Genomic DNA, 22,462 nt, shown 5'->3' on the forward strand with positions numbered 1-22,462 from the left:
TATGGCAACTATCGACCTGAGCCAGCTACCCGCGCCCGACGTGGTGGAAGCGCTGGACTATGAAACGTTACTCAACGAGCGCAAGGCCACGCTGGTATCGCTGTACCCGGCGGAGCAGCAGGACGCTATCGCGCGCACGCTGTCGCTGGAGTCCGAGCCGGTGGTGAAGCTGCTGCAGGAAAACGCGTACCGCGAGGTGATCCTGCGTCAGCGCGTCAACGAGGCGGCAAAGGCCGTGATGGTGGCATATGCCCTGGCGGATGATTTAGACCAGCTCGGTGCCAACAACGGCGTCGCCCGCCTGACGCGAACGGCTGCCGACGATACCACGACCCCGCCGACCGCCGCCGTGATGGAAAGCGACGACGATTACCGCGTGCGCATCGCCGCCGCCTTTGAGGGACTGAGCGTGGCCGGGCCGTCCGGCGCCTATGAGTACCACGCGAAAAGCGCCGACGGACGCGTGGCCGATGCGTCAGCGGTCAGCCCGTCGCCCGCCTGCGTGACCATCACCGTGCTGTCGCGCGAGGGCAACGGCGAGGCGGCCGACGACCTGCTGGTCGTGGTGGATGCCGCCTTAAACGATGAGGACGTGCGCCCGGTGGCCGACCGGGTAACGGTGCAGTCGGCGGCAATCGTGGATTATGCCGTTGAAGCCGTGCTGTACCTCTATCCGGGGCCGGAAGCCGAACCCATACGCGCCGCTGCCGGGGCAAAGCTTGCCGCCTTTGTCAGCGCGCAGGCGCGCCTCGGCCGGGATATCCGCAAATCGGCGCTTTACGCTGCCCTGCACGTTGAGGGCGTGCAGCGGGTTGAGCTGGCGCAGCCCGCCGCCGACGTGGTGCTGGACAAAACGCAGGCCGCGTACTGCACCGGCTGGTCGATTACGGTCGGGGGTTCGGATGAGTGATCGCCTGCTGCCCTCCGGCTCGTCGGTGCTGGAGGTGGCCGCCGCCGAAGCCTGCGCCACGATTGAAAGCATTCCGGCACCGCTGCGTCGGTTGTGGAACCCGGACACCTGCCCGGCGGAGCTGCTGCCGTATCTCGCCTGGGCGTGGTCGGTTGACCGCTGGGACACCGGCTGGAGCGAGTCCACAAAGCGCGCCGTCGTTAAAGCCTCGCAGTACGTGCACAAGCATAAAGGCACGCTCGGCTCGATCCGGCGCGTGGTGGAGCCGCTCGGCTACCTGATCCGCATCGTTGAATGGTGGAAAACCGGCGGCGAGCCGGGCACGTTCCGGCTGGACGTGGGCGTGCTGGATACCGGCATTACGGAGGAAATGTATAACGAGCTGGAGCGCCTGATCGCCGACGCGAAGCCGTGCAGCCGCCACCTTATCGGGCTGTCGATTAACCTCGACGCCAGCGGCGCGCTGCCGGTTGCCGCCGCCTGCTACAGCGGCGACGAGCTGACCGTTTACCCCTATACCCCTGAACTTATCAGCGTCGGCGGGCCGGGTTATTCCGGCGCGGCGGTGCATCTTATTGACCTGACGGAAGTGAGCACATGACCACGAAATATTTTGCCCTGCTGACCAGCCAGGGCGCGGCGAAGCTAGCGAACGCTGCGGCGCTCGGCACAAAGCTGCAGATTACCGAAATGGCCGTGGGCGACGGCGGCGGCTCGCTGCCCACGCCCGACGCGGCGCAGACAAAGCTTATCGGCGAAAAGCGCCGGGCCTCGCTTAACGCGCTGACGGTTGACGCGGCCAACAGCAGCCAGATCATTGCCGAGCAGATTATCCCCGAAAGCGAGGGCGGTTTCTGGATCCGGGAAATCGGGCTGTTTGACGCCGACGGCGTGCTGATCGCCGTGGCTAACTGCGCGGAAACCTACAAGCCGCAGCTCGCCGAGGGCAGCGGCCGCACGCAGACGGTGCGCATAATTTTAATCGTCAACAGCACAAGCGCGGTCACGCTGAAAATCGATCCGTCCGTGGTGCTGGCGACGCGGCAGTATGTGGACAGCGTGGTGATTGAGGTAAAGGCATACGCCGACAAGGCGCTGGCCGCGCACGTTGCCGCCGCCAATCCCCATAAGCAGTATCTGCAAACGGCCAACGCGTTGGCGGAAATTAAGGACGCCGGGCTGGTGACAAAAGCGCTGGCCGCGCTGGGCCTGGGCGACGGGTCGGCGGTGCCGGTCGGCGTGCCGCTGCCTTACCCGGCCGCAACCGCGCCGGACGGCTGGCTGAAGTGCAACGGCGCATCGTTCAGCGCCACCGCTTACCCGCTGCTGGCGAAGGTGTATCCGTCGCTGAAGCTGCCTGACCTACGCGGCGAGTTTATCCGAGGCTGGGACGACGGGCGCGGCGTGGATACCGGGCGGGGCATAGGTACCGCGCAGGGCGCAACCAGCATCCGCACGGCGGCGCTGGACTACTACGGCACTGACGACACCATGTCCTCGGCCACCGTGGGTACGGCCTTCAGCCAGGCTGAAGGCATCACCAACAGCCAGCCGTCCGGCGCAAGGTCGCCGGGCAATGGCGCGCTGGGCGCAACGCTGACTGATAACACCATGTCGTGTGCGCAGAACACGGCAGGCGTGACGCCCGGCAGCGTCTGGATTTCAGTGCGCCCGCGAAACGTCGCCTTTAACTACATCGTGAGGGCCGCATAATGGCAAAGATTAACCTGGATAAAAACGGCCTGGCGAAATCGGCCGGCACGCTGACGGTTTACAACTACGACAGCCTGAGCGGCGAATTTACCGGGGCGACGGATGAATATTTGCCGCAGGGCGTGGGCGTTCCGGCCTGCGCCTGCAGCAGCGCACCGCCGTCGGCAGGGTCGGGCCTTGTAGCGGTTTACCGGGACGGCGGCTGGCAGACCGTGGCCGATCACCGGGGCGAAACGGTTTATTCCACGGCGGACGGCTCGGCGACAGCAATGACCGCGCCGGGCGATTACCCGGCAGGCACCACCACGCAGGCACCGGCAACCACGTTTGATAAATGGGACGGCGAAAAATGGGTAACGGACGGCGACGCACAGCAGGCTGCAGCAGTGAGCGAGGCCGAAGCGGAAAAGGCCGCGCGCATCAGCGAGGCCAACAGCACGACGCAGGCGTGGCAGACGCAGCTGCGGCTCGACATTATCACCGATGCGGATAAGGCATCGCTTACCGCGTGGATGAAGTACGTGCAGGCCGTGCAGGCCGTTGATACCGCCGCGCCAGATATTGTCTGGCCGATAAAGCCAATTTGATTTTTATTAATGTTTTTGAAAGAGTGCGTAGATGATATATTTACGCACTTCCTACCTAATTTATAAAAAGCGCCAATCCCCTTATAAAACAGAAGCTACCCCCAGCCAACGTAAAAATATCCGCTAACAACCAATGCTACGATCAGATATACTGGAGGGATAAGGTGTTCACTCCCTTTGAATATAGTAGAAAATATTGTTTTCCCGTCACTGCGAATGAACAAATAGCAAGCTCCACAGGATATTGAGAGCATGACAAGCAAAGCTAACAGTCTGATAAAAGATGCAGAACCCGAAATTTCACTTATGCCGTTTTTGTATATCAGCACACCGGCAGTTATTAAAGTCAAGCAGATAAGGTTGTAAGCTAAACCATAAGACCACAAAAGTACATCCGAAAGAACTTTCCTAATAAAGACCCCAATCGCTCCTAAGTATCCAGGGTACTTCCAGACCCCTACTCCTTGCCCATCCATATCTTTGAAAATGACTGCAATTACTGTGGTAATTATTAATACCGGAAGTACAACACCAAAAATATTAATCTGGCGTATCATATACGATACGTAATAGCTAGAAGCAGAGAAATCTTTTTCTGATGATATTACTAAATATATAACAATAGATATTACCGACCAAGGGATGAGTCGATAAAGCATTTCACGAAAAAGGCTTTCCTTCATCCACTTATCCAAAGGCGTTGATTCTGATTTCACAACGTAGTCTCCTTGCCTGCCAGGTTCGAATTTGCATAAAGTACATTAATAGTTAGGTCGCTTATTAATAGTGCTTTTCCTTAAAAATAACAATTGTTTGTTCATCGGTCACCAGACCCCAATCGAATGCACCGCCCCGCCTGAACGGGCAATCTGAGCGCACCCATTTAACGGAGTGCATCAGATGTCTGATTATCATCACGGTGTCCGCGTCGTCGAAATCAACGACGGCACGCGCACCATTTCCACCGTCTCCACGGCAATTGTCGGGCTGGTCTGTACCGCCGACGACGCCAATGCGACGACGTTCCCGCTGAACACGCCGGTACTCTTAACCAACGTGCAGGCCGGTATCGCCAAGGCCGGTAAAAAAGGCACGCTGGCCGCGTCCCTTCAGGCGATTGCCGACCAGTCCAAACCGATCACGGTCGTGGTGCGCGTGGCCGAAGGCGCAACCGAAGCGGAAACCATTTCCAATATCATCGGCACCACCGACGAAAACGGCCAGTACACCGGCATGAAGGCGCTGTTAAGCGCGCAGACCCAGCTTGACGTCAAGCCGCGCATTCTCGGCGTGCCGGGCCTCGACTCGCCGGAGGTGGCGACCGCGCTTGCCAGCATCGCGCAGCAGCTGCGCGCCTTCTGCTACGTCTCGGCGTGGAACTGCAAAACCGTCTCTGACGCGAGGAAGTACCGCGAAAACTTCAGCCAGCGCGAAATCATGGTTATCTGGCCGGATTTCATTGCCTGGAACACCACGGCCAACGCATCTGAAACCGCGTACGCCACGGCACGCGCGCTGGGCCTGCGCGCCAGAATCGACAACGACACCGGCTGGCACAAAACGCTTTCCAACGTTGGCGTGAACGGCGTCACCGGGATTTCTGCGGGCGTCTTCTGGGACTTGCAGCAGACCGGCACCGATGCCGACCTGCTCAATGAGGCCTGCGTGACCACGCTTATCCGCAAGGACGGCTTTCGCTTCTGGGGCAACCGCACCTGCAGCGACGATCCGCTGTTTGCGTTTGAGAACTACACCCGCACCGCGCAGGTGCTGGCCGACACGATGGCCGAGGCGCATATGTGGGCCAACGATAAGCCGCTGACGCCGGTACTGGTGCGCGAAATTATCGCGGGTATCAATGCCAAATTCCGCGAGCTGGTGAACGCCGGTTATCTGCTGGGCGCTAACTGCTGGTATGACGAGGCGGCCAACAACAAGGACACCCTGAAGGCGGGCAAGCTGTCGATTGACTACAACTACACGCCGGTGCCGCCGCTGGAAGATTTAACCCTGCGCCAGCGCATCACCGACTCCTATCTGGCGAACTTCGCCGCGTCCGTTAACGGCTGAGGACTGAAAAATGGCACTGCCAAGAAAACTCAAGGGGATGAACCTTTTTAACGACTCAAACAGCTATCAGGGCGTCGTGACCAGCGTCACGCTGCCGAAGCTGAGCCGCAAGCTTGACCCGTTCCGGGGCGGCGGCATGAGCGGCGCGGCGCATATCGATATGGGCCTGGACGACGACGCGCTGGATATCGAATGGAGCATCGGCGGTATTGACGAGCTGGTGCTGACGCAGTGGGGCGCAACATCTGTGCCGCTGCGCTTTACCGGCTCGTACCAGCGCGACGACACCGGCGAGGAAATTGCGGTAGAGATTGAGGTGCGCGGCAGGCATCAGGCGTTTGATTTTGGCGAGGCCAAACAGGGCGAGGACACCGAAACCAAAATCACCACCAAGTGCACCTATTACAAGATGACCTTCAACGGCAAGGAGCTGATCGAAATCGACACCATCAACATGGTGGAGAAGGTCAACGGCACCGACCGACTGGAGCAGCGCCGTAAAAATATCGGCCTCGTTTAACTGACCGCCAGCGCCCGGCGCTGGCCTTATCCCCTTTTTGCAGAGAGAACAATCATGGAAACTAAAGAAAACACCGTTACCCTGGAAACCCCGGTAATGCGCGGCGAGCAGGCAATTAATACCGTTGAGGTAATTAAGCCCAATTCTGGCGCGCTGCGCGGCACCCGCCTTGCAGACCTTGCAGGCTCGGACGTGGACGCGCTGATCACCGTGCTGCCGCGCATTACGCTGCCCACCCTGACAAAAGCGGAATGCCTGAACCTCGATCCGGCCGACCTGATTGCCCTGGCCGGTAAGGTGATCGGTTTTTTGTCGCCGAAGTCGGACGCGTAAGCTGGCCCAGAGCGCTGACCGTTAACGACCTGATGGCGGACATTGCGACGGTGTTTCACTGGCCGCCGTCTGAAATGTACGCCATGTCGCTGGGCGAGCTTATCGACTGGCGGCACAAGGCCATCATTCGCAGCGGAGTAAAAACCGATGAATAACCTCAGGTTGCAGGTGCTGCTGAAGGCGGTGGATCAGGCGACGCGGCCTTTTAAGGCTATCCAGAACCAGACCAAGGCGCTGGCAGGCGGCATCCGCGACGCGCAGAGCAGCCTGAAGGCGCTGGACGCGCAGGCGGCGAAGATTGACGGCTTTCGCAAGACAAGCTCGCAGCTTGCCGTCACGCAGCAGAGCCTGAAGGATGCCAAAGCCGAAGCGGCCGCGCTGGCCGTCGCCTTTAAGAGCACGGAAAAGCCCACCACGGCGCAGGCCCGCGCGCTGGAAAAAGCCCGGCAGGCGGCAGGCGAACTGCAGATCAAAGCCAACGGTCTGCGCCTCTCGGTGCAGCAGCAGCGCGAAGCGCTGTACGCCGCCGGGATCTCCACGAAAAGCCTCGGCAGCGAGCAGCAGCGGCTGAAAACCGCCGCCGCCCAGGCGACCGTCAGCCTGAGCCGTCAGAAAATGGAGCTGCAGCGCCTGAACCAGCAGCAGGAGCGGCTGAACCAGACCGGCGAGCGCTACCGTAAAGGCCAGGAACTTTCGGCGAAAATGCGCAACGTGGGCGCGGCCGGTGTCGGCGCCGCCACGGTCGGCGCGGTCGCGGCCTCTTCCGTCCTGCGTCCCGGCTACGACTTCGCGCTGGCAAACTCCACGCTGCAGGCGACGCTCGGCCTTGATAAAAACTCCGCCGACTTTCAGTCACTGCGCACCCAGGCGCGCAGCATCGGCGACAACACGGCGGCTTCGGCCAACGACGCCGCGCAGGCGCAAATCGTTATCGCCAAATCGGGCGCGAACGTTGACGACATTAAGGCGGCCACGCCGGTTACGCTGAATATGTCGCTGGCAAATAACCGCACGATGGAGGAAAGCGCCGGGCTTTTAATGAGTACCAAAAATGCCTTTGGGCTGGCTAACAGCGAGGTCGCGCACCTGGGCGACGTGATATCCGCGACGCTCAACAGAACCGCGACCAAATTTGAAGACCTGAGCGACGCCATGCCCTACGTCGCATCGGTGGCTAAAAATGCAAAGGTAAGCGCCGAGCAGACGGCGGCCATGATTGGCGCGCTGGCAAATAACGGCACTACCGGCAGCATGGCCGGTACGGGCATTCGTGCCATGCTGCTGCGCGTGCAGGGGCCGACCGGCGAGGCGTTCAAGGCAATAAAAGAGCTGGGCGTAAAGACCGCCGACGGCAAGGGCAACCTGCGGCCGTTTTTCACCATCCTGAAGGAGATGCAAAAGTCCTTTGATAAAAACAGGCTCGGCGATACCCAGCAGGCGGAATACCTGAAGACCATCTTCGGCGAGGAAGCCGCGTCGGCAGCCGTCACGCTGATGAAATCCGCCGCCAGCGGTGAGCTGGACAAACTGACGAAAACCTTTCAGGGATCGGACGGCAGCACGGCGAAGCTGGTCAACGTGCAGCAGGACAACCTCGGTGGCGATCTTAAAGAACTGCAGTCTGCCAAAGAGGCTATCGGCACCGACCTGTTTGACGGCCTTGATAAGACCCTGCGCTCGCTGACAAAGCAGACCACAAAGTTTTTGCTGAACGTGGACGGCTGGATCCAGAAAAACCCAATGCTGGCAAAGGGGATGGCCCTGGCCGCCACGGCGGGGCTGGTTTTAGTGGGCGCGATTGGTGCAATTGGCCTTGTCGCCTGGCCGGTGATTACCGGCGTTAATGCGCTTATCGGCGGCGCGGGCCTGCTGCGCACTGCCTTTACCAGGGCGGGCGAAGCCATTGTGACGGAAATGGGGCTGATTTCATGGCCGGTCGTGGCCGTGGTGGCCGCCGTGGTCGCCGGGGCGCTGCTGATCCGTAAGTACTGGCAGCCGATTAAGGCATTTATGGGCGGCGTGGCCGAGGGCTTTAAGGCCGCGATAGGCCCGATTAGCGAGGCTTTCGGCCCGCTGAAGCCCGTCTTTGACTGGGTAACGGAAAAAATTAAGGCCGCATGGAACTGGTTTAAAAAGCTGCTGGAGCCGGTGAAATCCACGCAGGCGGAGCTGAAAAGCGCGGGCGATATGGGCAAGAAGTTCGGCAACGCGCTGGCCGAGGGGCTGAAGATACCCGGCAAGGCGCTTGACCGGCTTACAAACGGTATCAGCTGGATGCTGGAAAAGCTGCACCTTATCGACAGCAAGTCCGACGACCTGAAGGACAAGGTGCCGGGAGGCGATCCGAACAATCCGAAGGATAAACACGACCCGGTCGCGCCGAACGGCCTGCCGTGGAGCCTGGCCGATACCGGCCCGGCCTATAAGCCGGTAACGTCTCCGGCGGCGGGCGGCTACAGCGACCAGAGCCAGAACAACTACCAGTACGATATCCACATGCATCCGGGTATGACCAAAGACGACGCGCTGGCGCTGATTGCGCAGCAGCAGGCGCGCAACGACCGCAACCGCCAGGCGCAGCAGCGCAGCAAAATGGGATGGGAATAACATGATGATGATTTACGGGCTGCTGCCGTTTATGCGCCAGACGCTGCCCTATTCGGACATGCAGCAGAATATCGACTACCGCTGGCCCACAAACAGCCGCGTCGGGCAGCGGGCGTCGGCGCAGTTCCTCGGCGTGGGCGATGAAAAAATCACCCTGACCGGCGAGCTGCGTCCGGAGGTGACCGGCGGCGCCGTGTCGCTGCTGAGCTTTAAGCTGCTGGCCGACGAGGGCCGGGCGTGGCCGCTGATTGGCGGCAACGGCACTATTTACGGGATGTACGTCACGGAGAACTTTTCCGCCTCGCACAGCGAGTTTTTAAGCAACGGCAGCGCGCTGAAAATCACCTTTACGCTGAGCCTGAAGCGCGTTGACGAGTCGTTAACGTCGATGTTTGGCGACTTACAGAAGCAGGCCGACGGGCTGATAAGCGGCGCGGGCAGCCTGCCGGGCCAGGTCACGTCCGTTATCAGCCAGGCGAAAACCGCCGCCGCCAGCGTGAGCGCAACCGTGGGCGGGCTGCTGTCATGAGTATCAGCAGCATGGCAATACAGGCGGGCGCGCAGATGGCCCCGGACTTTATGCTGTCGGTCAACTCTAAGGACGTCACGGCCAATATCCGCGACCGGCTTATCTCGCTGACGCTGACCGACAACCGGGGCTTTGAGGCCGACCAGCTCGACCTTGAGCTGGACGACGCCGACGGGCTGCTGGCGATGCCGGTACGCGGCGCGGTGATTAAGCTGTTTCTCGGCTGGAAGGGCCAGGCGCTGATCGGCAAAGGCGAGTTTACGGTGGATGAGGTTGAACACCACGGCGCGCCGGACACCATGACCATCCGGGCGCGCAGCGCGGACTTTCGCGGGACGCTTAATTCGCGGCGCGAGGCGTCGTATCACGATACCACCCTGGGCGAGGTCGTGAAGCAGGTAGCGGAGCGCAACAAGCTAAGCCCCGTGCTGGCCGACGGTTTCGCCGCGCAGGCGGTGAGCCATATCGACCAGACGCAGGAAACCGATGCGGCGTTCCTGACGCGCCTTGCCACGCTGTACGGCGCGGTGGCCGCCGTGAAAGCAGGAAAGCTGCTGTTCCTGCGTCCAGGCAGCGGCGTGACGGCCAGCGGCAAACCGATCCCGCAACTGACCATTACCCGGCAGGACGGCGACCGGCACAGCTTCAGCATTGCCGACCGTGGCGCATATACCGGCGTGTCGGCAAGCTGGCTGCACACCAAAGACTCGAAGCCGAAAAAGGTCAAGGTGAAGCGCAAGCCGAAAGAGAAGCACCTGCGCGCGCTGGAGCATCCGGCGGCCAGAAAGAAAAAGACCACGGCCGCCAAAACCCCGGAGGCAAAGGAGGGCGCCTATCTGGCCGGCACGGAAGATAACGTGTTTGCGCTGACCACGGTTTACGCCACTAAGGCCGCCGCGATGCGGGCCGCAAAGGCGAAGTGGGACAAGCTGCAGCGTGGCGTTGCTGAGTTCTCGCTGACGCTGGCAATGGGGCGGGCGGATCTCTTCCCGGAAACGCCGGTAAAGGTCAGGGGATTTAAGGCGGTGATCGACGCGCAGCCGTGGCTAATCAGCAAGGTAACGCACAGCCTGAGTGGGAGCGGGTATACGACGGCGCTGGATTTTGAAGTGCTTTTATCTGATGTTGACTACGAAACAGAAGACGGTGAAACAGGGTGATATAACCGCAAATTAAAATTTGCAAGTTAAAGTTTGATTATGCAAAATTCAAACAACCCCTACCCCGCTTCGCTTTTACAGGTTAAAACAACAATGATGCATTGCCCCCTTTGCCAGACCGCTGCCCATGCCAAAAGCAGCCGCTATATCTCACGCGAGACTAAAGAACGCTATCACCAGTGCCAGAACATCAATTGCAGCTGCACTTTCAAAACGCATGAAAGCATAACGGGAATGATTGTTTCGCCAGGCCAGACTAACAAGGTACCGATCTTTACTCATAACGCACAACAGCCTTCCCTGCTCCATTGATTAAGCCCGCGAAAGCGGGTTTTTTTATACTCGTGTCTACGCTAAATCCCTGCCTTCTTATTGATTTCCAGAATATTCTTCATTAAACCCGTTTGTATGAAAACCAGAAATCAAACATTGAATACTGTTTTTATATACAGTATTTTTAAGCTTTTATTTTCAGGCGGCTCTATGGCAATCAGAAAACAGAAAGATGGGAAATGGCTTTGTGAATGTTATCCACATGGACGCGAAGGCAAGCGTATCAGGAAACAATTTAAAACTCGTACGGAAGCCGTCGCTTATGAAAATTTCCAAATGGAAGAAGCCAAAACCAGGCCTTGGTTAGGCGATAAAGAAGACCGCCGTAAACTAAGTGAGCTTATTAGTTTGTGGTACAAGCTGCATGGATGCTCACTTGGAGATAAAAAAGGCCGCTTGGGCAAATTGCATATCATTTGTCGGGGATTAGGGGATCCGGTTGCCAGATCTATAACTGCTAAAGACTGGGCACACTATCGCGAACGCCGTCTAAGCGGTTTGATTGAAAATGGTTATAAAACCAGTGAGAAGTCTTTGAAAGTGAAAGTCGGTACAGTCAATCGTGAACATTGCTTTTTACGAGCCGTGTTTAACGAACTAGAACGGCTGGGAGAAATAAACTATCCCAATCCACTTAAAAATATTCGCGAATTTGACGATCCTGAAAAAGAGATGGCGTGGCTTAGCGATGCTCAAATCTTACGCTTGCTTGCAGCCTGTGAACTACACGGCAACCCAGAGTTAACACTGATAGTCAGAATTTGTTTGTCTACAGGCGCACGCTGGAGCGAAGCCGCAGGGTTGAAAGCGAGCCAGATATCGCCTAATAAAATCACGTTCATTAACACTAAAGGCAAGAAAAATCGTACGGTTCCTATCGGGGATGATTTGTATAACGAGCTTAAAGATAAGGAAGGAACGTTTTTCTCAGAGTGCTATCGGCAGTTTTACCGCGTAATACGTCTGGCCAAAATAACCTTACCAGAAGGCCAGATGAGCCACGTTTTGCGTCATAGCTTTGCCAGCCACTTTATGATGGCCGGTGGCAATATCGTAGTACTGCAGCGCATCCTGGGGCATTCAGATATCCGCGTGACCATGCGCTATGCGCACTTTGCGCCTGATCATCTGGAAGAGGCCGTGACCAACAATCCGCTGGCAAGAATGGCTCGCCAAAATGGCGACAAAATGGCGGCACAGAATCCTACAGGGAGTAATACGGTACAACTGGGCGAGGATTAAATGATTGATTTAGCTGTAAGTTACTGTTTCAAAATCCTAAACAAAAAAAGACCAAAGACGATTCCTGTCTTTGGTCCAGGGGAATGGCTCTGGTAGGAGCCGTGCGCTAAAAGTTGGCATTTATGCAGGCTATGACGCCTTGCTCTTTATAAGGTAGTTCAGGCGCGGAGATTTTCCAGCTGTATGGTTCAGGGCCAGCTAAAATATGACAGCTCTGTGATCGTAACGGCAGAAACAGTGACAAGATGGCAGGAGTGGACAATTACTGCTACCGCGCTGGCCGGGAAGCCAGCGCGGCAAAACGTTTAATCACACAGCTTTTGCGCACGCTCAATAATTGGCGTCAGGCTCTTTTTCTGGCCCGGCTGCGCAGGGTCATCAATCTGAATAACGTCGATCGGCTGGCCTTTCACCTGCCCGCTTTTCAGCTGCTGCTTTGCGATATCGTTCAGCGGATACTGCATCAGCGTGCTGGGATTAATTGCGTACAGCGCGCCGTCTTTAGTACAGGTCAGCATCACCTCTTCGCGGTTAAAGGCCCATTTGTCCTTGCCCACTTCAAAGCGGCTGACGGTAATCACCTCTGACGCCATCGCGCTGGAACAAAAACTTAAAGCTAGCATCAGGCCGACTAATTTTTTCATGATGTTGCACTACCTCTTGTAGAAACGCCCAACAGCAGGCGGTAAAAATTCAGGCTGGCTCCAGAGTAGCAAAGACGCTCACCAGCGCTATTACCAGCGCGGCAAGCAGCAGCTCGGCCAGCGTGGTCAGGATAAAAAGGTGCCGGGCGCGCTCCCCGTCGGGCTGAAAGCGCGGCACCAGCCAGTAACGATTAAACAGCGCGACGCCGCACATCACCGCTACCAATAGCGCCTTCAGCATTAACAGCTGGCTGTAGCGTCCAAATGCCGGCGGCCAGCCAGGCAGCAGGATAAAAGCGTCAATCGTGCCGCTGATAATAACCAATGCCACAGCCAGATGACCGTAACGGGAAAAGCGCATCAGCGTACGGATAGCGTCATAGCCCGCCGGGAAACGCGCCATATCGCGCATCAAAATCACTACCGGGAGCAGGCCGCCCGCCCAGAAGGCAGCCGACAGCAGATGTACGCTATGATTCAGACGCTGTAGCCAACCGGCCGTGCCATCCAGCATGGTCGCATGGCCCACAAAGGCCAGCCCAACCAGCTGCCCCGCCCCACTCAGTAATAACAGCCACTGCCGCAGCTGTCCCCTGGCTGATAAGGCGACGACGCCCAACAGCGCGGCGAGCAGCTGCCATTGCCAGGCCTGCCCGAAACGCGTTTGCAGCACCGCCTGCCATATGGCGCTATCGCCAATATCGCGCCAGCCGTCGGCCATCAGACCGGTTTGCGCCACCAGCAGCATTATCGCCGTTGCCAGCGCAAGCAGCGAAGCCGCCACCAGCAGCCGGTGAAGACGCCGTGCCAGTTGCGGCCGGAAACGCGCGGGCGCCAACAGCGTGGTGTAGATTGCGCCGCCCGTCAGCGTCATCAACGCGGCAAAATGCAGCCAGCGAGAAAGCAGATAAAACAGGCTGAGGGACATATTACTGCACGCTAAAGGTGTAGGTTCCTTTAGTTTTATGACCATCAACCGACAGCACATGCCAGTTGACCTGATACTGTCCGCTGCTCAGCGGCTTCGCCAGCGGCACGATTAGCTGATTATGCTGCTTTGGCGCACGCTCGGCTTCGGAGAGCGGCATGGCCTGCTGCTGACCGTTCGTGACCTCAACGCCGCTGAAAGCCGGTTCGATATCTTCCGAAAACGTCAGCGTCAGCGCCTGCGGCGAAGCTTCCACATTGGCATTCGCTGCCGGGTACTGGCTTTTAAGGTGGGCGTGAGCAGAAACCTGCTGTGAAAAAGCGGCGGCACTCAGCGCCAGCGCGAAAATCATTGACCTACGCATTGAATCCATCCCGTTTGGTGCAGCCCGGGGCTGCGACAAGGCCGAAAGAATACTCCGCTACCAATAAAGTGTCGAGTCGTTAAGGGCTTTACCCCGCCGTCAGGCTTGCGAAACGCGGCCGTCTGCTTTATTTTTGCCGCGAGTCAATGGAGGCCATCATGAACTACAATCTGGCGGTGCTGCCGCAGGAAGAAAAAGACAAAATCAATGTTGATATAGCTGCCGCAGGCGTGGCGTTTAAAGAGCGCTACAATATGCCGGTCGTGGCGGAGATGGTGGAGCGCGAGCAGCCGGAGGCCCTGCGCGACTGGTTTCGTCAGCGGCTGACGCATTATCGACAGGCGTCGCTCAGCCTTTCCCGCCTGCCGTATGAGCCGAAGCAAAAATAGTTACGCGAATAACTTGTGTTTCCTGGTCGCTTCGGTTGAGATAACGTCTCAAAAACCGTATCGCGAGTATATTTATGTCCGTCTGGAGCATCGCCGCTGCGCAATCAGGGTCTCGTCCCGGAGAAATCGAGTGGAATATAGAACGCCATCTGGCTTTTGTTCGTCAGGCCGCTGAACATCAGGTTGATTTACTGCTGTTCCCGGAGCTTTCCATCACCGGCTATGAGCTTGCGCTTGCCAGCCAGCTGGCGATGTCGATAGACGATGTGCGCCTTAACGCTTTTGCCGAAGCGGCGACAGAATACCGTATGAGTATTGTTACCGGCGTTCCTTTGCAGGATGGCGATAAAATACGCCTTTGCGCGCTGGCTTTTTTGCCTGACGGCACGCGCCTGGCCTATTTTAAACGCAATCTGGTAGAGGCGGAAAAACCCTTCTTCCATCCCGGACAAAGCGTTCCCGTGTTTGGCTACCAACATCATCATGTGGCGATGGCGGTCTGCGCCGATATCAGCGTGGAAGACTACGCTCGCGATGCCGCGCATCGTGGCGCTAATCTTTATGCCACCAGCGTGCTCCTTTCTGAAAAAGGTTATCACAAGGATTGCGAATACCTGGCGCGCTGGTCGCGTAAGTTCAATATTGCCGTGCTGATGGCTAACCACGCTCTGCCCACGGGCGGTTTTGACAGCGCGGGGAAAAGCGCCGTCTGGGATGAAAATGGCCGTCAGATTATCGCTGGCGGTAGCGGCGAGCAGCTGGTTATTGCCCGGCGTCAGGACAGCAAATGGCAGGGCGAAGTGCACGATTTACGCACGGCTACCGCCCTCTGAAAGAGAGAAATTATGTTACGCGTAATAGATACCGAAACCTGTGGCTTGCAGGGCGGCGTAGTGGAAGTCGCCTCCGTTGACGTTATCGACGGCAGGATCGTGAACCCTATGAGCGATCTGATCAGTCCGGATCGGCCCATCAGCCGTCAGGCTATGGCCATCCACCGCATCACTGAAACGATGGTGCTGGGCAAGCCCACCATTGAAGAAGCGATTGGCCGCTACCACGGCAGCCCTTACTACGTCGCTCACAATGCCAGCTTTGACCGTCGGATGCTGCCGGAAATGCCGGGCGAATGGATTTGTACTATGACGCTGGCGAGAGGCCTGTGGCCCGGAAAAAAATACGGTAACCAGGCGCTGCGTGAAGCTTTACAGCTGGACGTGACGCCGCCAGCGGATCTCCACGCTCACCGGGCACTGTACGACTGCTACGTTACGGCGGCTTTGCTGATCCGTATTATGGAATTTTCCGGCTGGGATGCGCCAGAAATGGTGCGCCGGATGCAGGTTCGCGGCTCCAGCGCCACTTTCCCGTTCGGCAAATATCGCGGTAGCCGTATTGATGATGTGGTGAAGCGCGATCCGGGATACCTGAAGTGGATGCTAAAAAATATCCCGGATCTGAAGCCCGATCTCAAAAGCGCAATGGAACGGGCTCTGTCGGCGGATTAACGGGCGCTGGCGGCGCTTAGCGTCTCCTGCGCCAGGCCAATCAGGAAAGCGTATTCCAGCGCCACGCCCTCATAAGATTTAAAACGGCCTGATTTACCGCCGTGCCCGGCATCCATATCGGTACAAAGCAGCAGCAGATTATCGTCTGTTTTAAACTCACGCAGTTTCGCGACCCATTTCGCCGGTTCCCAATACTGAACCTGGGAATCATGCAGCCCGGTGGTCACCAACATATGCGGATAGTGCTGCGCGGTGACGCAGTCATAAGGGCTGTACTGACGCATATAGCGATAGTAACGCTCGTCCGCCGGATTGCCCCACTCATCATATTCTCCCGTGGTCAGCGGGATAGATTCGTCCAGCATCGTGGTGACCACATCCACAAACGGCACCTGCGCCACCACGCCGTGAAAGCGCGTCGGCGCCATATTGATAACTGCGCCCATCAGCAGGCCGCCAGCGCTGCCGCCCATGGCATAGAGCTTTTCCGGGTTACCATAGCCTTTTTCCACCAGCGTATTGGTCACGTCGATAAAATCATGGAAGGTATTGAGCTTGTTCAGCAATTTGCCATCTTCGTACCACTGCTGGCCCAGCTCGCCGCCGCCGCGAATGTGCGCCAGCGCGAAGACGAAGCCGCGATCCAACAGGCTCAGGCGGCTGGAGCTGAAGTCCGCATCCATACAGCTGCCGTAAGAGCCATAGCCGTAAACCAGCATCGGGCTCTTACCAGGTCGATAGTGCTGACGGTGATAGACCAGCGAAACGGGCACTTCCACGCCGTCACGGGCCTTGATCCAGTGATGTTCGCTGCGGTAGTCGTTGGCGTCAAAACCCTTAACTTCCGTCTGCTTGAGGATTTTCCGCTCGCCGCTGTCCATATCCAGCTCGAACAGCGTATCCGGCGTGGTCATTGAGGAGTAGCCATAGCGCAGCTTGCTGGTATTCGCCGTGGGATTGACGGAAAGCCAGGTGACATAGGCCGGATCGTCAAAAGCGATACCGTAATCTTCTCCGCTCTGCCAGTTAATCTGCCGCAGGCTGGTCAGGCCGCGCTGACGCTCTTCCACCACCAGCCAGTCGCGAAACAGCGCAAAATCCTCCAGCATAACGTGATCGCGCGGCGCAATCAGCGTTTGCCATTTTTCCTCTTTCACATGATCGGTGAGATACAGGCCGAAATTTTTGCCTTCGCGGTTGGATCGCACGTAAAAATGGTGATCGTAATGATCCAGGCTGTATTCGTGATCCTTACGGCGCGGGCAGAAAATTTGCGGCTGTGCATCGGCAAATTCGGCGTCCAGCAGCCGGATTTCGCTGGTAGTGGTGCTATTGAGCACAATCAGAATAAAGTGCTCGGACATCGTTTTATGCAGGCTGACGTAAAAAGTCTCATCCTGCTCTTCATAGACCAGTTCGTCATCCCGCTGTGGGGTGCCCAGCCGGTGACGCCATACCTGCCAGGGCAGCAGCGTCTGTTTATCCTTCAGCACATAGTAAAAAGTGCGGCTGTCGCTGGCCCAGACGAAGCTGGAAGAGACGTGATCCAACACCTCCGGATACCAGTTGCCGGTTTTAAGGTTGCGGAAGCGGATGCCGTACTGACGGCGTGACAGAAAATCCTCCGCCAACGCCATCACTTCATTGTTTGGGCTGATGCCGAGGCCGCCCAGCGTATAAAATTCGCTGTGGGCGGCGCGCTGGTTGCCGTCAACGAGCACCTCCCACTCTTCCGGCGTGGCGGTTTCTTCCGGCTGGCGGGTGTAGACGGCATATTCGTTGCCCTCATCATAGCGTCGCTGGTAGCGATAGCCGTTTTTGACGTAGGGAACGGAACTGTCGCGCTGCGGCACGCGATCGACCATCTCTTTCAGTAATTTTTCCTGCAGCGCCTGCTGCGTCTGCATTACGGCCTGCCCGTAGTCGTTTTCCGCATGCAGGTAGTCCAGCACGGCCGTATCTTCACGCTTGTCGTCACGCAGCCAATAGTAATTGTCTATGCGCGTCTCGCCGTGCGCGCTCATCTCGTAAGGTATTTTTTTAGCGACTGGTGGTTTTATCATTTGCTGCCCCGCTGAATCAGTTATACAGAGTAAGGGTGGCAGCTACGGCGGTGATTGCCAAGCGCAGCGCGTTGACAAGAGTTGATAAACAACGTTAAAAAAGCTTTCCGGGCCGGGTAAGGCGCCCGGAAAGAGTCAGGCGACCAGCTTTTGCTTCTCCTGCTGGATATCTTTCGCCATGCTCTCGCGGACGTCCTGCGGAATTTTCAGCTCGTCGCCCAGCGCCTGCAGATAGCTGCGCTCCATAAAGTGATCGACATCAATGACCAGATTACTGAGGAAGTAGAGTTCCAGCGCTTCCTCTTCGTTTTTCACATCCTGCGCCAGCATTTTAGGATCCAGCGGCATATCGATAGCGCGCTGCAACAGCTGCTCGCCTTCCGCGCCCAGCCCCGCCTGATGAATATGCTCATTGATGGCCTTACGTTCTTCGCCGTCAATATGCCCGTCGCTTTTTGCCGCAAACACCAGCGCCTGCACCAGCCGCTCCGCGCGTCTGCCCACTGCGGTGGCCTGCTGCCCAAACTGCGGCTCTTCACGATGCGTTTCGCTGACGCGCTGCTTGTACTTGTTCCAGAGCAGCGCGCCCGCCGCCGCGCTGCCGCCAATAATCAGCGCGTTTTTACCGTATTTGCTCAGCAGGTTACGGGAAGATTTATTGGCGATCAGCAGCCCGGCCAGGCCGCCTAAAGCGCCCGGCGCCAGCATTTTACTCAGGCCCTCGCCGCCGCCCTTGCCTTTCCCTAACACGGTTTGAATTTGTTGCAGCCAGTTAGTCATATGCTCTCCTTATTGTAAAAAAACCAGCATAGAGCGGCTAACGTCAGGAAGCGTCAAGTCAGGCAAAGCCTGGAAAACCTTTAGCGCGCTGATGAGGCTGGCGAATCGGCACAGGTCGCTATACTTGTCAGCAGGCGAGAGTCAAAAGGTCGGACCGTTTACCGGCTCTCTGTCCATTTTTTTGCTATTGAGCTTTAAGGGGAACAGGATGCGTTTTCAACATAATCCACTTTTTATTAATACGGTTTTACTGAGCGGCACAACGGAAGAGAAAATTATCGCCGCCGCTCAGGCTGGCTTCAGCCAGCTGGAATTGTGGCGGCAGGATGTGGACTCGGCTGAAGGTACGCCTCAGGCTGTAGCCAGCCTGCTTGAGGAACAGCGGCTTGCCCTGACGGATTACCAGGTGCTGCTGGATTTTGACGGCGCACCGGACGATCAGCGCGAGGAAAAACGCCGCGACGCGCTGAAAATGATGGAGACAGCGGCGGCGCTGGGCGCCACCACCCTGCTGACGCCAGCCTCTACGCAAAAAGAGTGTATCGCCGGGCGTGAAGAAGAGGATATTCGCTGGCTGGCGCAGGAAGCGGGAAAGCGTGGGCTGCGGGTCGCCTTTGAGGCGATGGCATGGAGCACCCATATCAATACTACGGCCGCCGCCTGGCAGCTGGTACAGCGTATTAACGAGCCTAATCTGGGCCTGGTCGTGGATGCCTTCCATATTTTTGTACGCAACCGAACCGTGGCCGACTTAAACGGCATCCCGATGGACAAAATTTTCCTGGTACAGCTTTCCGATTTAGCCACGCTGCCTTCCGGCAGCGAACTGGTGGAAACGGCAAGGCACCATCGGCTGTTGCCGGGCCAGGGCAACTTCCCGCTCTATACGCTGCTGGACTATCTGGAAGCGGAAGGCTACAGCGGGCCGGTTGGGCTGGAAGTCTTTAATGATGAGATTAAACAGCGCTCGCCTTCCGATGCGGCGAAAGAAGCCATGCACGCGCTGAAACGCTGCTGTGCGCAGGCGACAATCGCCTGAACCTGAAAAGCTGTGGTCTGTAAACGCTAAACAGAAAGATAAAAAGCCTGTCCGAGGACAGGCTGCTACTGATAACGCCCTCTTATCAGGGCATCTGGTAGCGACAGGGCTGGTAAACAAGCCACAACGTCACATACTACAGACGAGACCGCCTCAGGCTGCTTTAATGCGCCCCGCTTTGGGCTTCTTCTCTTCCGCATCGGCATCGGCATCCTCAGCGGTTAACGCAGCGACTGACGCAACGGGACGGGAGGACTCCGCTTCCGGCATTTTGCTGGTACGCAGGATATGCTGCACGGCATCTTTGTTTTCCGACAGGAACATCCCCAACGCCTCGCGCTGATTTTCATCCATATCCAATGGCGCAGCGCTCAGCCAGTCGCAGAACACTTCGGCCATATCCAGCATTTTGTCATAAGCGTCGGCTTCTTTCTTACTGGCGAAAGTCATCTTTTCCTCACCTTTTCTGACGACAACATATTTGATTTCAACAGCCATAGTGCCCACCTCGTTTAACTGTATTTTTATACAGTATATCAGGCCGGGGATTTTTCTCAAGCCCGGAAATCGGATGAAGACGCAATCGTTTTCGTTTATACTGCGCCCGCATTTTTTCCTCTAATCAGGTAGAGATTTATGACAACTCTTGGTACTGCGCTGCGTCCTGCGGCAACGCGTGTAATGCTGCTTGGCTCTGGCGAGCTGGGTAAAGAAGTGGCGCTGGAATGTCAGCGTCTGGGCGTTGAAGTCATTGCGGTGGATCGCTATGCCGATGCACCGGCGATGCATGTCGCCCATCGCAGTCACGTAATCAATATGCTGGATGGCGAGGCGCTGAAAGCGCTGGTGGCGCAGGAGCGTCCGGACTATATCGTGCCGGAAATCGAAGCCATCGCTACCGATATGCTGATTGAGCTGGAAAAACAGGGGCAGCGCGTGGTGCCGACGGCTCGCGCCGCTCGTCTGACCATGAACCGCGAAGGTATCCGCCGCCTGGCTGCAGAAGAGCTGGCGCTGCCGACCTCTTCTTATCGCTTTGCCGACAACGTGGCGGACTTTAATCAGGCCGCGCAGGAAATTGGCTTTCCCTGCATCGTGAAGCCGGTCATGAGCTCTTCCGGCAAGGGGCAAAGTTTTATCCGCGAGGCCGCAGGGCTTGCTGCCGCATGGGAATATGCCCAACAGGGCGGACGCGCCGGTGCAGGCCGGGTGATAGTGGAAGGCGTAGTGAAGTTCGATTTTGAGATCACGCTGCTGACCGTCAGCGCTGCCGATGGGATCCACTTCTGTGCGCCGATTGGCCACCGCCAGGAAGATGGCGACTACCGCGAATCCTGGCAGCCGCAGCAGATGAGCGAGCTGGCTTTACAGCGCGCGCAGCAGATTGCCGAGAAAGTGGTTATCGCACTGGGCGGGCACGGGCTGTTTGGCGTGGAGCTGTTCGTTTGCGGGGATGAAGTGGTGTTTAGCGAGGTTTCCCCTCGCCCGCACGACACCGGCATGGTAACGCTGATTTCTCAGGATCTTTCGGAATTTGCGCTGCATGTCCGCGCTTTTCTTGGCCTGCCCGTTGGCGGCATCCGCCAGTATGGCCCGGCGGCCTCGGCGGTGATCCTGCCGGAACTGAGCAGCGATAACGTGCAGTTCGCCAATCTGGATACGGTACTTGGCGCGGGCTTGCAGCTTCGTCTGTTCGGCAAGCCGGAAGTTCAGGGCAAACGTCGCATGGGCGTTGCGCTGGCAACCGGTGACGATATTGATGAGGCCGTGCAGCGTGCTGTCGCCTGCGCCGCTGGCGTAAAAGTCAGCGGTTGACGCCGTGCGCGCTACTGCATAATTAGCGTAAAATCTGCGGCTGATGCTGCCCCGCTTCTGCGCTGCTGGCGTAAAAGTCAGCGGTTGACGCTGTGCGCGCTTCTGCATCGTTAGCGTAAAATCAGCGGCTGATGCGCTCCCGCCTCTGTAAAGCTGGCGGCCGGCGCTGTACCCGCCTCAGCAAAAAGGATGGCCGCCAGCCATCCTTTTTTAGTTTTACGCTCTGAACGGCATTAGCGCGCGCCTGCTACCGCCTCTTTAGCCAGCTGCGTAATGCGATCGTAATCCCCTGCTTCCAGCGCATCCGCCGGCACCAGCCACGAACCGCCGATGCACAGCACGCTTTTCAGCGCCAGATAGTCCCGGTAGTTGGCCGGAGAGATGCCGCCGGTCGGACAGAAGCGAACCTGTGGGAAAGGTCCGCTGATGGCCTGGAGCGCTTTCACGCCGCCGTTGGCTTCCGCCGGGAAAAATTTAAACTCGCGCAGGCCGTGATCCATGCCGGCCATCAGCTCAGATACGGTACTGATCCCCGGAATTAGCGGGATTGGCCCTTCCACGGCAGCCTGTAGCAGCGGCTCGGTGATGCCGGGACTGATAACAAATTTCGCGCCCGCCTGGGTCACTTCCCGCAGCTGCTGCACGTTCAGCACCGTGCCCGCGCCGACGATGGCTTCAGGCACTTCTGCGATCATCGCTTTTATCGCATCCATTGCGCAGGCCGTTCTCAAGGTTACCTCAAGCACTTTCACCCCGCCCGCGACCAGCGCTTTCGCCATCGGCACCGCATGTTCCAGCTTGTTGACTACGATGACCGGTACGACCGGCCCGGTGGTAAGAATTTTTTCAGCGCTTGTTTCCCAGTTACTCATCGTCCTGCTTCTCCTGTCAGGCCTGCCTGCTTCAATAAGGCGGGCAAAAACGACGC

26 protein-coding genes are annotated in these 22,462 nt (G+C 57.7%); 18 read left to right on the forward strand and 8 right to left on the reverse strand.

What is annotated here, in order from left to right; all coding sequences use genetic code 11:
* Position 1 precedes the first annotated feature (1 nt).
* The 4 genes from ACA373_RS06070 to ACA373_RS06085 are packed head-to-tail and all read left to right on the forward strand — an operon-like array spanning position 2 to position 3,210.
* Positions 2-910 (forward strand): baseplate J/gp47 family protein, encoded by a 909-nt coding sequence (locus ACA373_RS06070; protein ID WP_370734210.1) that lies wholly within the window; start codon positions 2-4, stop codon positions 908-910.
* Positions 903-1,511, forward strand: a complete 609-nt coding sequence (locus ACA373_RS06075) for a phage tail protein I (protein ID WP_370734211.1) — start codon at positions 903-905, stop codon at positions 1,509-1,511. The genes ACA373_RS06070 and ACA373_RS06075 overlap by 8 nt, the downstream gene beginning before the upstream one ends.
* Positions 1,508-2,623, forward strand: a complete 1,116-nt coding sequence (locus tag ACA373_RS06080; RefSeq protein WP_370734212.1) for a phage tail protein — start codon at positions 1,508-1,510, stop codon at positions 2,621-2,623. Before ACA373_RS06075 ends, ACA373_RS06080 begins: the two co-directional genes overlap by 4 nt.
* The gene (locus tag ACA373_RS06085; RefSeq protein WP_370734213.1) at positions 2,623-3,210 is read left to right on the forward strand and encodes a tail fiber assembly protein; all 588 of its coding nucleotides are present in this window, start codon (positions 2,623-2,625) and stop codon (positions 3,208-3,210) included. The genes ACA373_RS06080 and ACA373_RS06085 overlap by 1 nt, the downstream gene beginning before the upstream one ends.
* A 95-nt stretch (positions 3,211-3,305) precedes the next feature.
* On the opposite strand, the gene ACA373_RS06090 is transcribed toward ACA373_RS06085, so the two are convergent.
* Entirely contained in the window at positions 3,306-3,926 is a 621-nt protein-coding gene (locus ACA373_RS06090; RefSeq protein ID WP_370734214.1) for a hypothetical protein, read from the reverse strand.
* A 184-nt stretch (positions 3,927-4,110) separates the two neighbouring features.
* Between ACA373_RS06090 and ACA373_RS06095 the strand changes: the two genes are divergently transcribed.
* From ACA373_RS06095 to ACA373_RS06135, 9 genes are all read left to right on the forward strand, one after another.
* The gene (locus ACA373_RS06095; protein ID WP_370734215.1) at positions 4,111-5,280 is read left to right on the forward strand and encodes a phage tail sheath protein; all 1,170 of its coding nucleotides are present in this window, start codon (positions 4,111-4,113) and stop codon (positions 5,278-5,280) included.
* Between the two features lie 10 nt (positions 5,281-5,290).
* Positions 5,291-5,800 (forward strand): phage major tail tube protein, encoded by a 510-nt coding sequence (locus ACA373_RS06100; RefSeq protein WP_370734216.1) that lies wholly within the window; start codon positions 5,291-5,293, stop codon positions 5,798-5,800.
* Positions 5,801-5,854: 54 nt separating this feature from the next.
* The gene (locus ACA373_RS06105) at positions 5,855-6,133 is read left to right on the forward strand and encodes a phage tail assembly protein (RefSeq protein WP_370734217.1); all 279 of its coding nucleotides are present in this window, start codon (positions 5,855-5,857) and stop codon (positions 6,131-6,133) included.
* A gap of 32 nt (positions 6,134-6,165) precedes the next feature.
* The gene (locus ACA373_RS06110) at positions 6,166-6,288 is read left to right on the forward strand and encodes a GpE family phage tail protein (RefSeq protein ID WP_370734218.1); all 123 of its coding nucleotides are present in this window, start codon (positions 6,166-6,168) and stop codon (positions 6,286-6,288) included.
* Positions 6,281-8,740, forward strand: coding sequence for a phage tail tape measure protein (locus ACA373_RS06115; protein WP_370734219.1), 2,460 nt, complete (start codon positions 6,281-6,283; stop codon positions 8,738-8,740). The genes ACA373_RS06110 and ACA373_RS06115 overlap by 8 nt, the downstream gene beginning before the upstream one ends.
* A gap of 1 nt (position 8,741) precedes the next feature.
* Positions 8,742-9,269 carry a phage tail protein gene (locus ACA373_RS06120; RefSeq protein WP_370734220.1) on the forward strand — a complete coding sequence of 176 codons (528 nt, stop codon included), beginning with the start codon at positions 8,742-8,744 and terminating at the stop codon, positions 9,267-9,269.
* Positions 9,266-10,429, forward strand: coding sequence for a phage late control D family protein (locus tag ACA373_RS06125; protein WP_370734221.1), 1,164 nt, complete (start codon positions 9,266-9,268; stop codon positions 10,427-10,429). Before ACA373_RS06120 ends, ACA373_RS06125 begins: the two co-directional genes overlap by 4 nt.
* A gap of 93 nt (positions 10,430-10,522) precedes the next feature.
* The gene (locus ACA373_RS06130; protein ID WP_370734222.1) at positions 10,523-10,741 is read left to right on the forward strand and encodes an ogr/Delta-like zinc finger family protein; all 219 of its coding nucleotides are present in this window, start codon (positions 10,523-10,525) and stop codon (positions 10,739-10,741) included.
* A 171-nt stretch (positions 10,742-10,912) separates the two neighbouring features.
* Positions 10,913-12,004 (forward strand): tyrosine-type recombinase/integrase, encoded by a 1,092-nt coding sequence (locus ACA373_RS06135; RefSeq protein WP_370734457.1) that lies wholly within the window; start codon positions 10,913-10,915, stop codon positions 12,002-12,004.
* 305 nt (positions 12,005-12,309) lie between these two features.
* Here ACA373_RS06135 and ACA373_RS06140 read toward each other — a convergent pair whose 3' ends face one another.
* The 3 genes from ACA373_RS06140 to yobA are packed head-to-tail and all read right to left on the reverse strand — an operon-like array spanning position 12,310 to position 13,949.
* A complete protein-coding gene (locus tag ACA373_RS06140) occupies positions 12,310-12,648 on the reverse strand; it encodes a YebY family protein (protein WP_125287886.1) in 339 nt (112 codons plus the stop codon).
* A gap of 49 nt (positions 12,649-12,697) precedes the next feature.
* On the reverse strand, positions 12,698-13,576 hold the full coding sequence (copD, locus tag ACA373_RS06145; protein ID WP_370734223.1) for a copper homeostasis membrane protein CopD: 879 nt from the start codon (positions 13,574-13,576) through the stop codon (positions 12,698-12,700).
* 1 nt (position 13,577) lies between these two features.
* Positions 13,578-13,949 (reverse strand): CopC domain-containing protein YobA, encoded by a 372-nt coding sequence (yobA, locus tag ACA373_RS06150; protein ID WP_370734224.1) that lies wholly within the window; start codon positions 13,947-13,949, stop codon positions 13,578-13,580.
* A gap of 149 nt (positions 13,950-14,098) precedes the next feature.
* On the opposite strand from yobA, the gene ACA373_RS06155 reads away from it, so the two are divergent.
* The 3 genes from ACA373_RS06155 (at position 14,099) to exoX (ending at position 15,837) form a co-directional block, all read left to right on the forward strand.
* Positions 14,099-14,329 carry a DNA polymerase III subunit theta gene (locus ACA373_RS06155; protein WP_125287889.1) on the forward strand — a complete coding sequence of 77 codons (231 nt, stop codon included), beginning with the start codon at positions 14,099-14,101 and terminating at the stop codon, positions 14,327-14,329.
* Between the two features lie 74 nt (positions 14,330-14,403).
* Positions 14,404-15,162 (forward strand): carbon-nitrogen hydrolase family protein, encoded by a 759-nt coding sequence (locus ACA373_RS06160; RefSeq protein WP_301252183.1) that lies wholly within the window; start codon positions 14,404-14,406, stop codon positions 15,160-15,162.
* A 12-nt stretch (positions 15,163-15,174) separates the two neighbouring features.
* Positions 15,175-15,837: an exodeoxyribonuclease X gene (exoX, locus tag ACA373_RS06165; protein WP_253460780.1), complete on the forward strand. Its 663-nt coding sequence runs from the start codon at positions 15,175-15,177 to the stop codon at positions 15,835-15,837.
* On the opposite strand, the gene ACA373_RS06170 is transcribed toward exoX, so the two are convergent.
* A complete protein-coding gene (locus ACA373_RS06170; RefSeq protein ID WP_369894818.1) occupies positions 15,834-17,897 on the reverse strand; it encodes a prolyl oligopeptidase family serine peptidase in 2,064 nt (687 codons plus the stop codon). The genes exoX and ACA373_RS06170 overlap by 4 nt on opposite strands.
* A gap of 138 nt (positions 17,898-18,035) precedes the next feature.
* Positions 18,036-18,680 (reverse strand): tellurite resistance TerB family protein, encoded by a 645-nt coding sequence (locus ACA373_RS06175; protein ID WP_301729449.1) that lies wholly within the window; start codon positions 18,678-18,680, stop codon positions 18,036-18,038.
* A 208-nt stretch (positions 18,681-18,888) separates the two neighbouring features.
* Between ACA373_RS06175 and ACA373_RS06180 the strand changes: the two genes are divergently transcribed.
* Positions 18,889-19,719 (forward strand): sugar phosphate isomerase/epimerase, encoded by an 831-nt coding sequence (locus tag ACA373_RS06180; RefSeq protein ID WP_301729448.1) that lies wholly within the window; start codon positions 18,889-18,891, stop codon positions 19,717-19,719.
* 153 nt (positions 19,720-19,872) lie between these two features.
* Here the strand turns inward: ACA373_RS06180 and ACA373_RS06185 are convergent, their stop codons facing one another.
* Positions 19,873-20,217: a YebG family protein gene (locus ACA373_RS06185; protein ID WP_125287894.1), complete on the reverse strand. Its 345-nt coding sequence runs from the start codon at positions 20,215-20,217 to the stop codon at positions 19,873-19,875.
* A gap of 138 nt (positions 20,218-20,355) precedes the next feature.
* Between ACA373_RS06185 and purT the strand changes: the two genes are divergently transcribed.
* Positions 20,356-21,534 (forward strand): formate-dependent phosphoribosylglycinamide formyltransferase, encoded by a 1,179-nt coding sequence (gene purT, locus ACA373_RS06190; RefSeq protein WP_301729447.1) that lies wholly within the window; start codon positions 20,356-20,358, stop codon positions 21,532-21,534.
* 233 nt (positions 21,535-21,767) lie between these two features.
* Here purT and ACA373_RS06195 read toward each other — a convergent pair whose 3' ends face one another.
* Positions 21,768-22,406, reverse strand: coding sequence for a bifunctional 4-hydroxy-2-oxoglutarate aldolase/2-dehydro-3-deoxy-phosphogluconate aldolase (locus tag ACA373_RS06195; RefSeq protein ID WP_253460768.1), 639 nt, complete (start codon positions 22,404-22,406; stop codon positions 21,768-21,770).
* Positions 22,407-22,462: the final 56 nt, after the last annotated feature.

The sequence above is a fragment of the Erwinia sp. STN24 genome, from assembly GCF_041320675.1.
Taxonomy (GTDB): Bacteria; Pseudomonadota; Gammaproteobacteria; order Enterobacterales; family Enterobacteriaceae; genus Erwinia; species Erwinia aeris.

Bases quoted from the DNA above. Each gene is read 5' to 3' on its own strand.
- ACA373_RS06095 (WP_370734215.1), top strand. From the start codon at position 4,111: ATGTCTGATTATCATCACGGTGTCCGCGTCGTCGAAATCAACGACGGC.
- ACA373_RS06115 (WP_370734219.1), top strand. From the start codon at position 6,281: ATGAATAACCTCAGGTTGCAGGTGCTGCTGAAGGCGGTGGATCAGGCG.
- yobA (WP_370734224.1), bottom strand. From the start codon at position 13,949: ATGGATTCAATGCGTAGGTCAATGATTTTCGCGCTGGCGCTGAGTGCC.
- ACA373_RS06160 (WP_301252183.1), top strand. From the start codon at position 14,404: ATGTCCGTCTGGAGCATCGCCGCTGCGCAATCAGGGTCTCGTCCCGGA.
- ACA373_RS06110 (WP_370734218.1), top strand. From the start codon at position 6,166: ATGGCGGACATTGCGACGGTGTTTCACTGGCCGCCGTCTGAAATGTAC.
- exoX (WP_253460780.1), top strand. From the start codon at position 15,175: ATGTTACGCGTAATAGATACCGAAACCTGTGGCTTGCAGGGCGGCGTA.
- copD (WP_370734223.1), bottom strand. From the start codon at position 13,576: ATGTCCCTCAGCCTGTTTTATCTGCTTTCTCGCTGGCTGCATTTTGCC.
- ACA373_RS06080 (WP_370734212.1), top strand. From the start codon at position 1,508: ATGACCACGAAATATTTTGCCCTGCTGACCAGCCAGGGCGCGGCGAAG.
- ACA373_RS06195 (WP_253460768.1), bottom strand. From the start codon at position 22,406: ATGAGTAACTGGGAAACAAGCGCTGAAAAAATTCTTACCACCGGGCCG.
- ACA373_RS06155 (WP_125287889.1), top strand. From the start codon at position 14,099: ATGAACTACAATCTGGCGGTGCTGCCGCAGGAAGAAAAAGACAAAATC.
- ACA373_RS06185 (WP_125287894.1), bottom strand. From the start codon at position 20,217: ATGGCTGTTGAAATCAAATATGTTGTCGTCAGAAAAGGTGAGGAAAAG.
- ACA373_RS06135 (WP_370734457.1), top strand. From the start codon at position 10,913: ATGGCAATCAGAAAACAGAAAGATGGGAAATGGCTTTGTGAATGTTAT.
- ACA373_RS06075 (WP_370734211.1), top strand. From the start codon at position 903: ATGAGTGATCGCCTGCTGCCCTCCGGCTCGTCGGTGCTGGAGGTGGCC.
- ACA373_RS06130 (WP_370734222.1), top strand. From the start codon at position 10,523: ATGATGCATTGCCCCCTTTGCCAGACCGCTGCCCATGCCAAAAGCAGC.
- ACA373_RS06180 (WP_301729448.1), top strand. From the start codon at position 18,889: ATGCGTTTTCAACATAATCCACTTTTTATTAATACGGTTTTACTGAGC.
- ACA373_RS06140 (WP_125287886.1), bottom strand. From the start codon at position 12,648: ATGAAAAAATTAGTCGGCCTGATGCTAGCTTTAAGTTTTTGTTCCAGC.
- ACA373_RS06120 (WP_370734220.1), top strand. From the start codon at position 8,742: ATGATGATGATTTACGGGCTGCTGCCGTTTATGCGCCAGACGCTGCCC.
- ACA373_RS06175 (WP_301729449.1), bottom strand. From the start codon at position 18,680: ATGACTAACTGGCTGCAACAAATTCAAACCGTGTTAGGGAAAGGCAAG.
- ACA373_RS06070 (WP_370734210.1), top strand. From the start codon at position 2: ATGGCAACTATCGACCTGAGCCAGCTACCCGCGCCCGACGTGGTGGAA.
- ACA373_RS06105 (WP_370734217.1), top strand. From the start codon at position 5,855: ATGGAAACTAAAGAAAACACCGTTACCCTGGAAACCCCGGTAATGCGC.
- ACA373_RS06085 (WP_370734213.1), top strand. From the start codon at position 2,623: ATGGCAAAGATTAACCTGGATAAAAACGGCCTGGCGAAATCGGCCGGC.
- ACA373_RS06125 (WP_370734221.1), top strand. From the start codon at position 9,266: ATGAGTATCAGCAGCATGGCAATACAGGCGGGCGCGCAGATGGCCCCG.
- ACA373_RS06100 (WP_370734216.1), top strand. From the start codon at position 5,291: ATGGCACTGCCAAGAAAACTCAAGGGGATGAACCTTTTTAACGACTCA.
- purT (WP_301729447.1), top strand. From the start codon at position 20,356: ATGACAACTCTTGGTACTGCGCTGCGTCCTGCGGCAACGCGTGTAATG.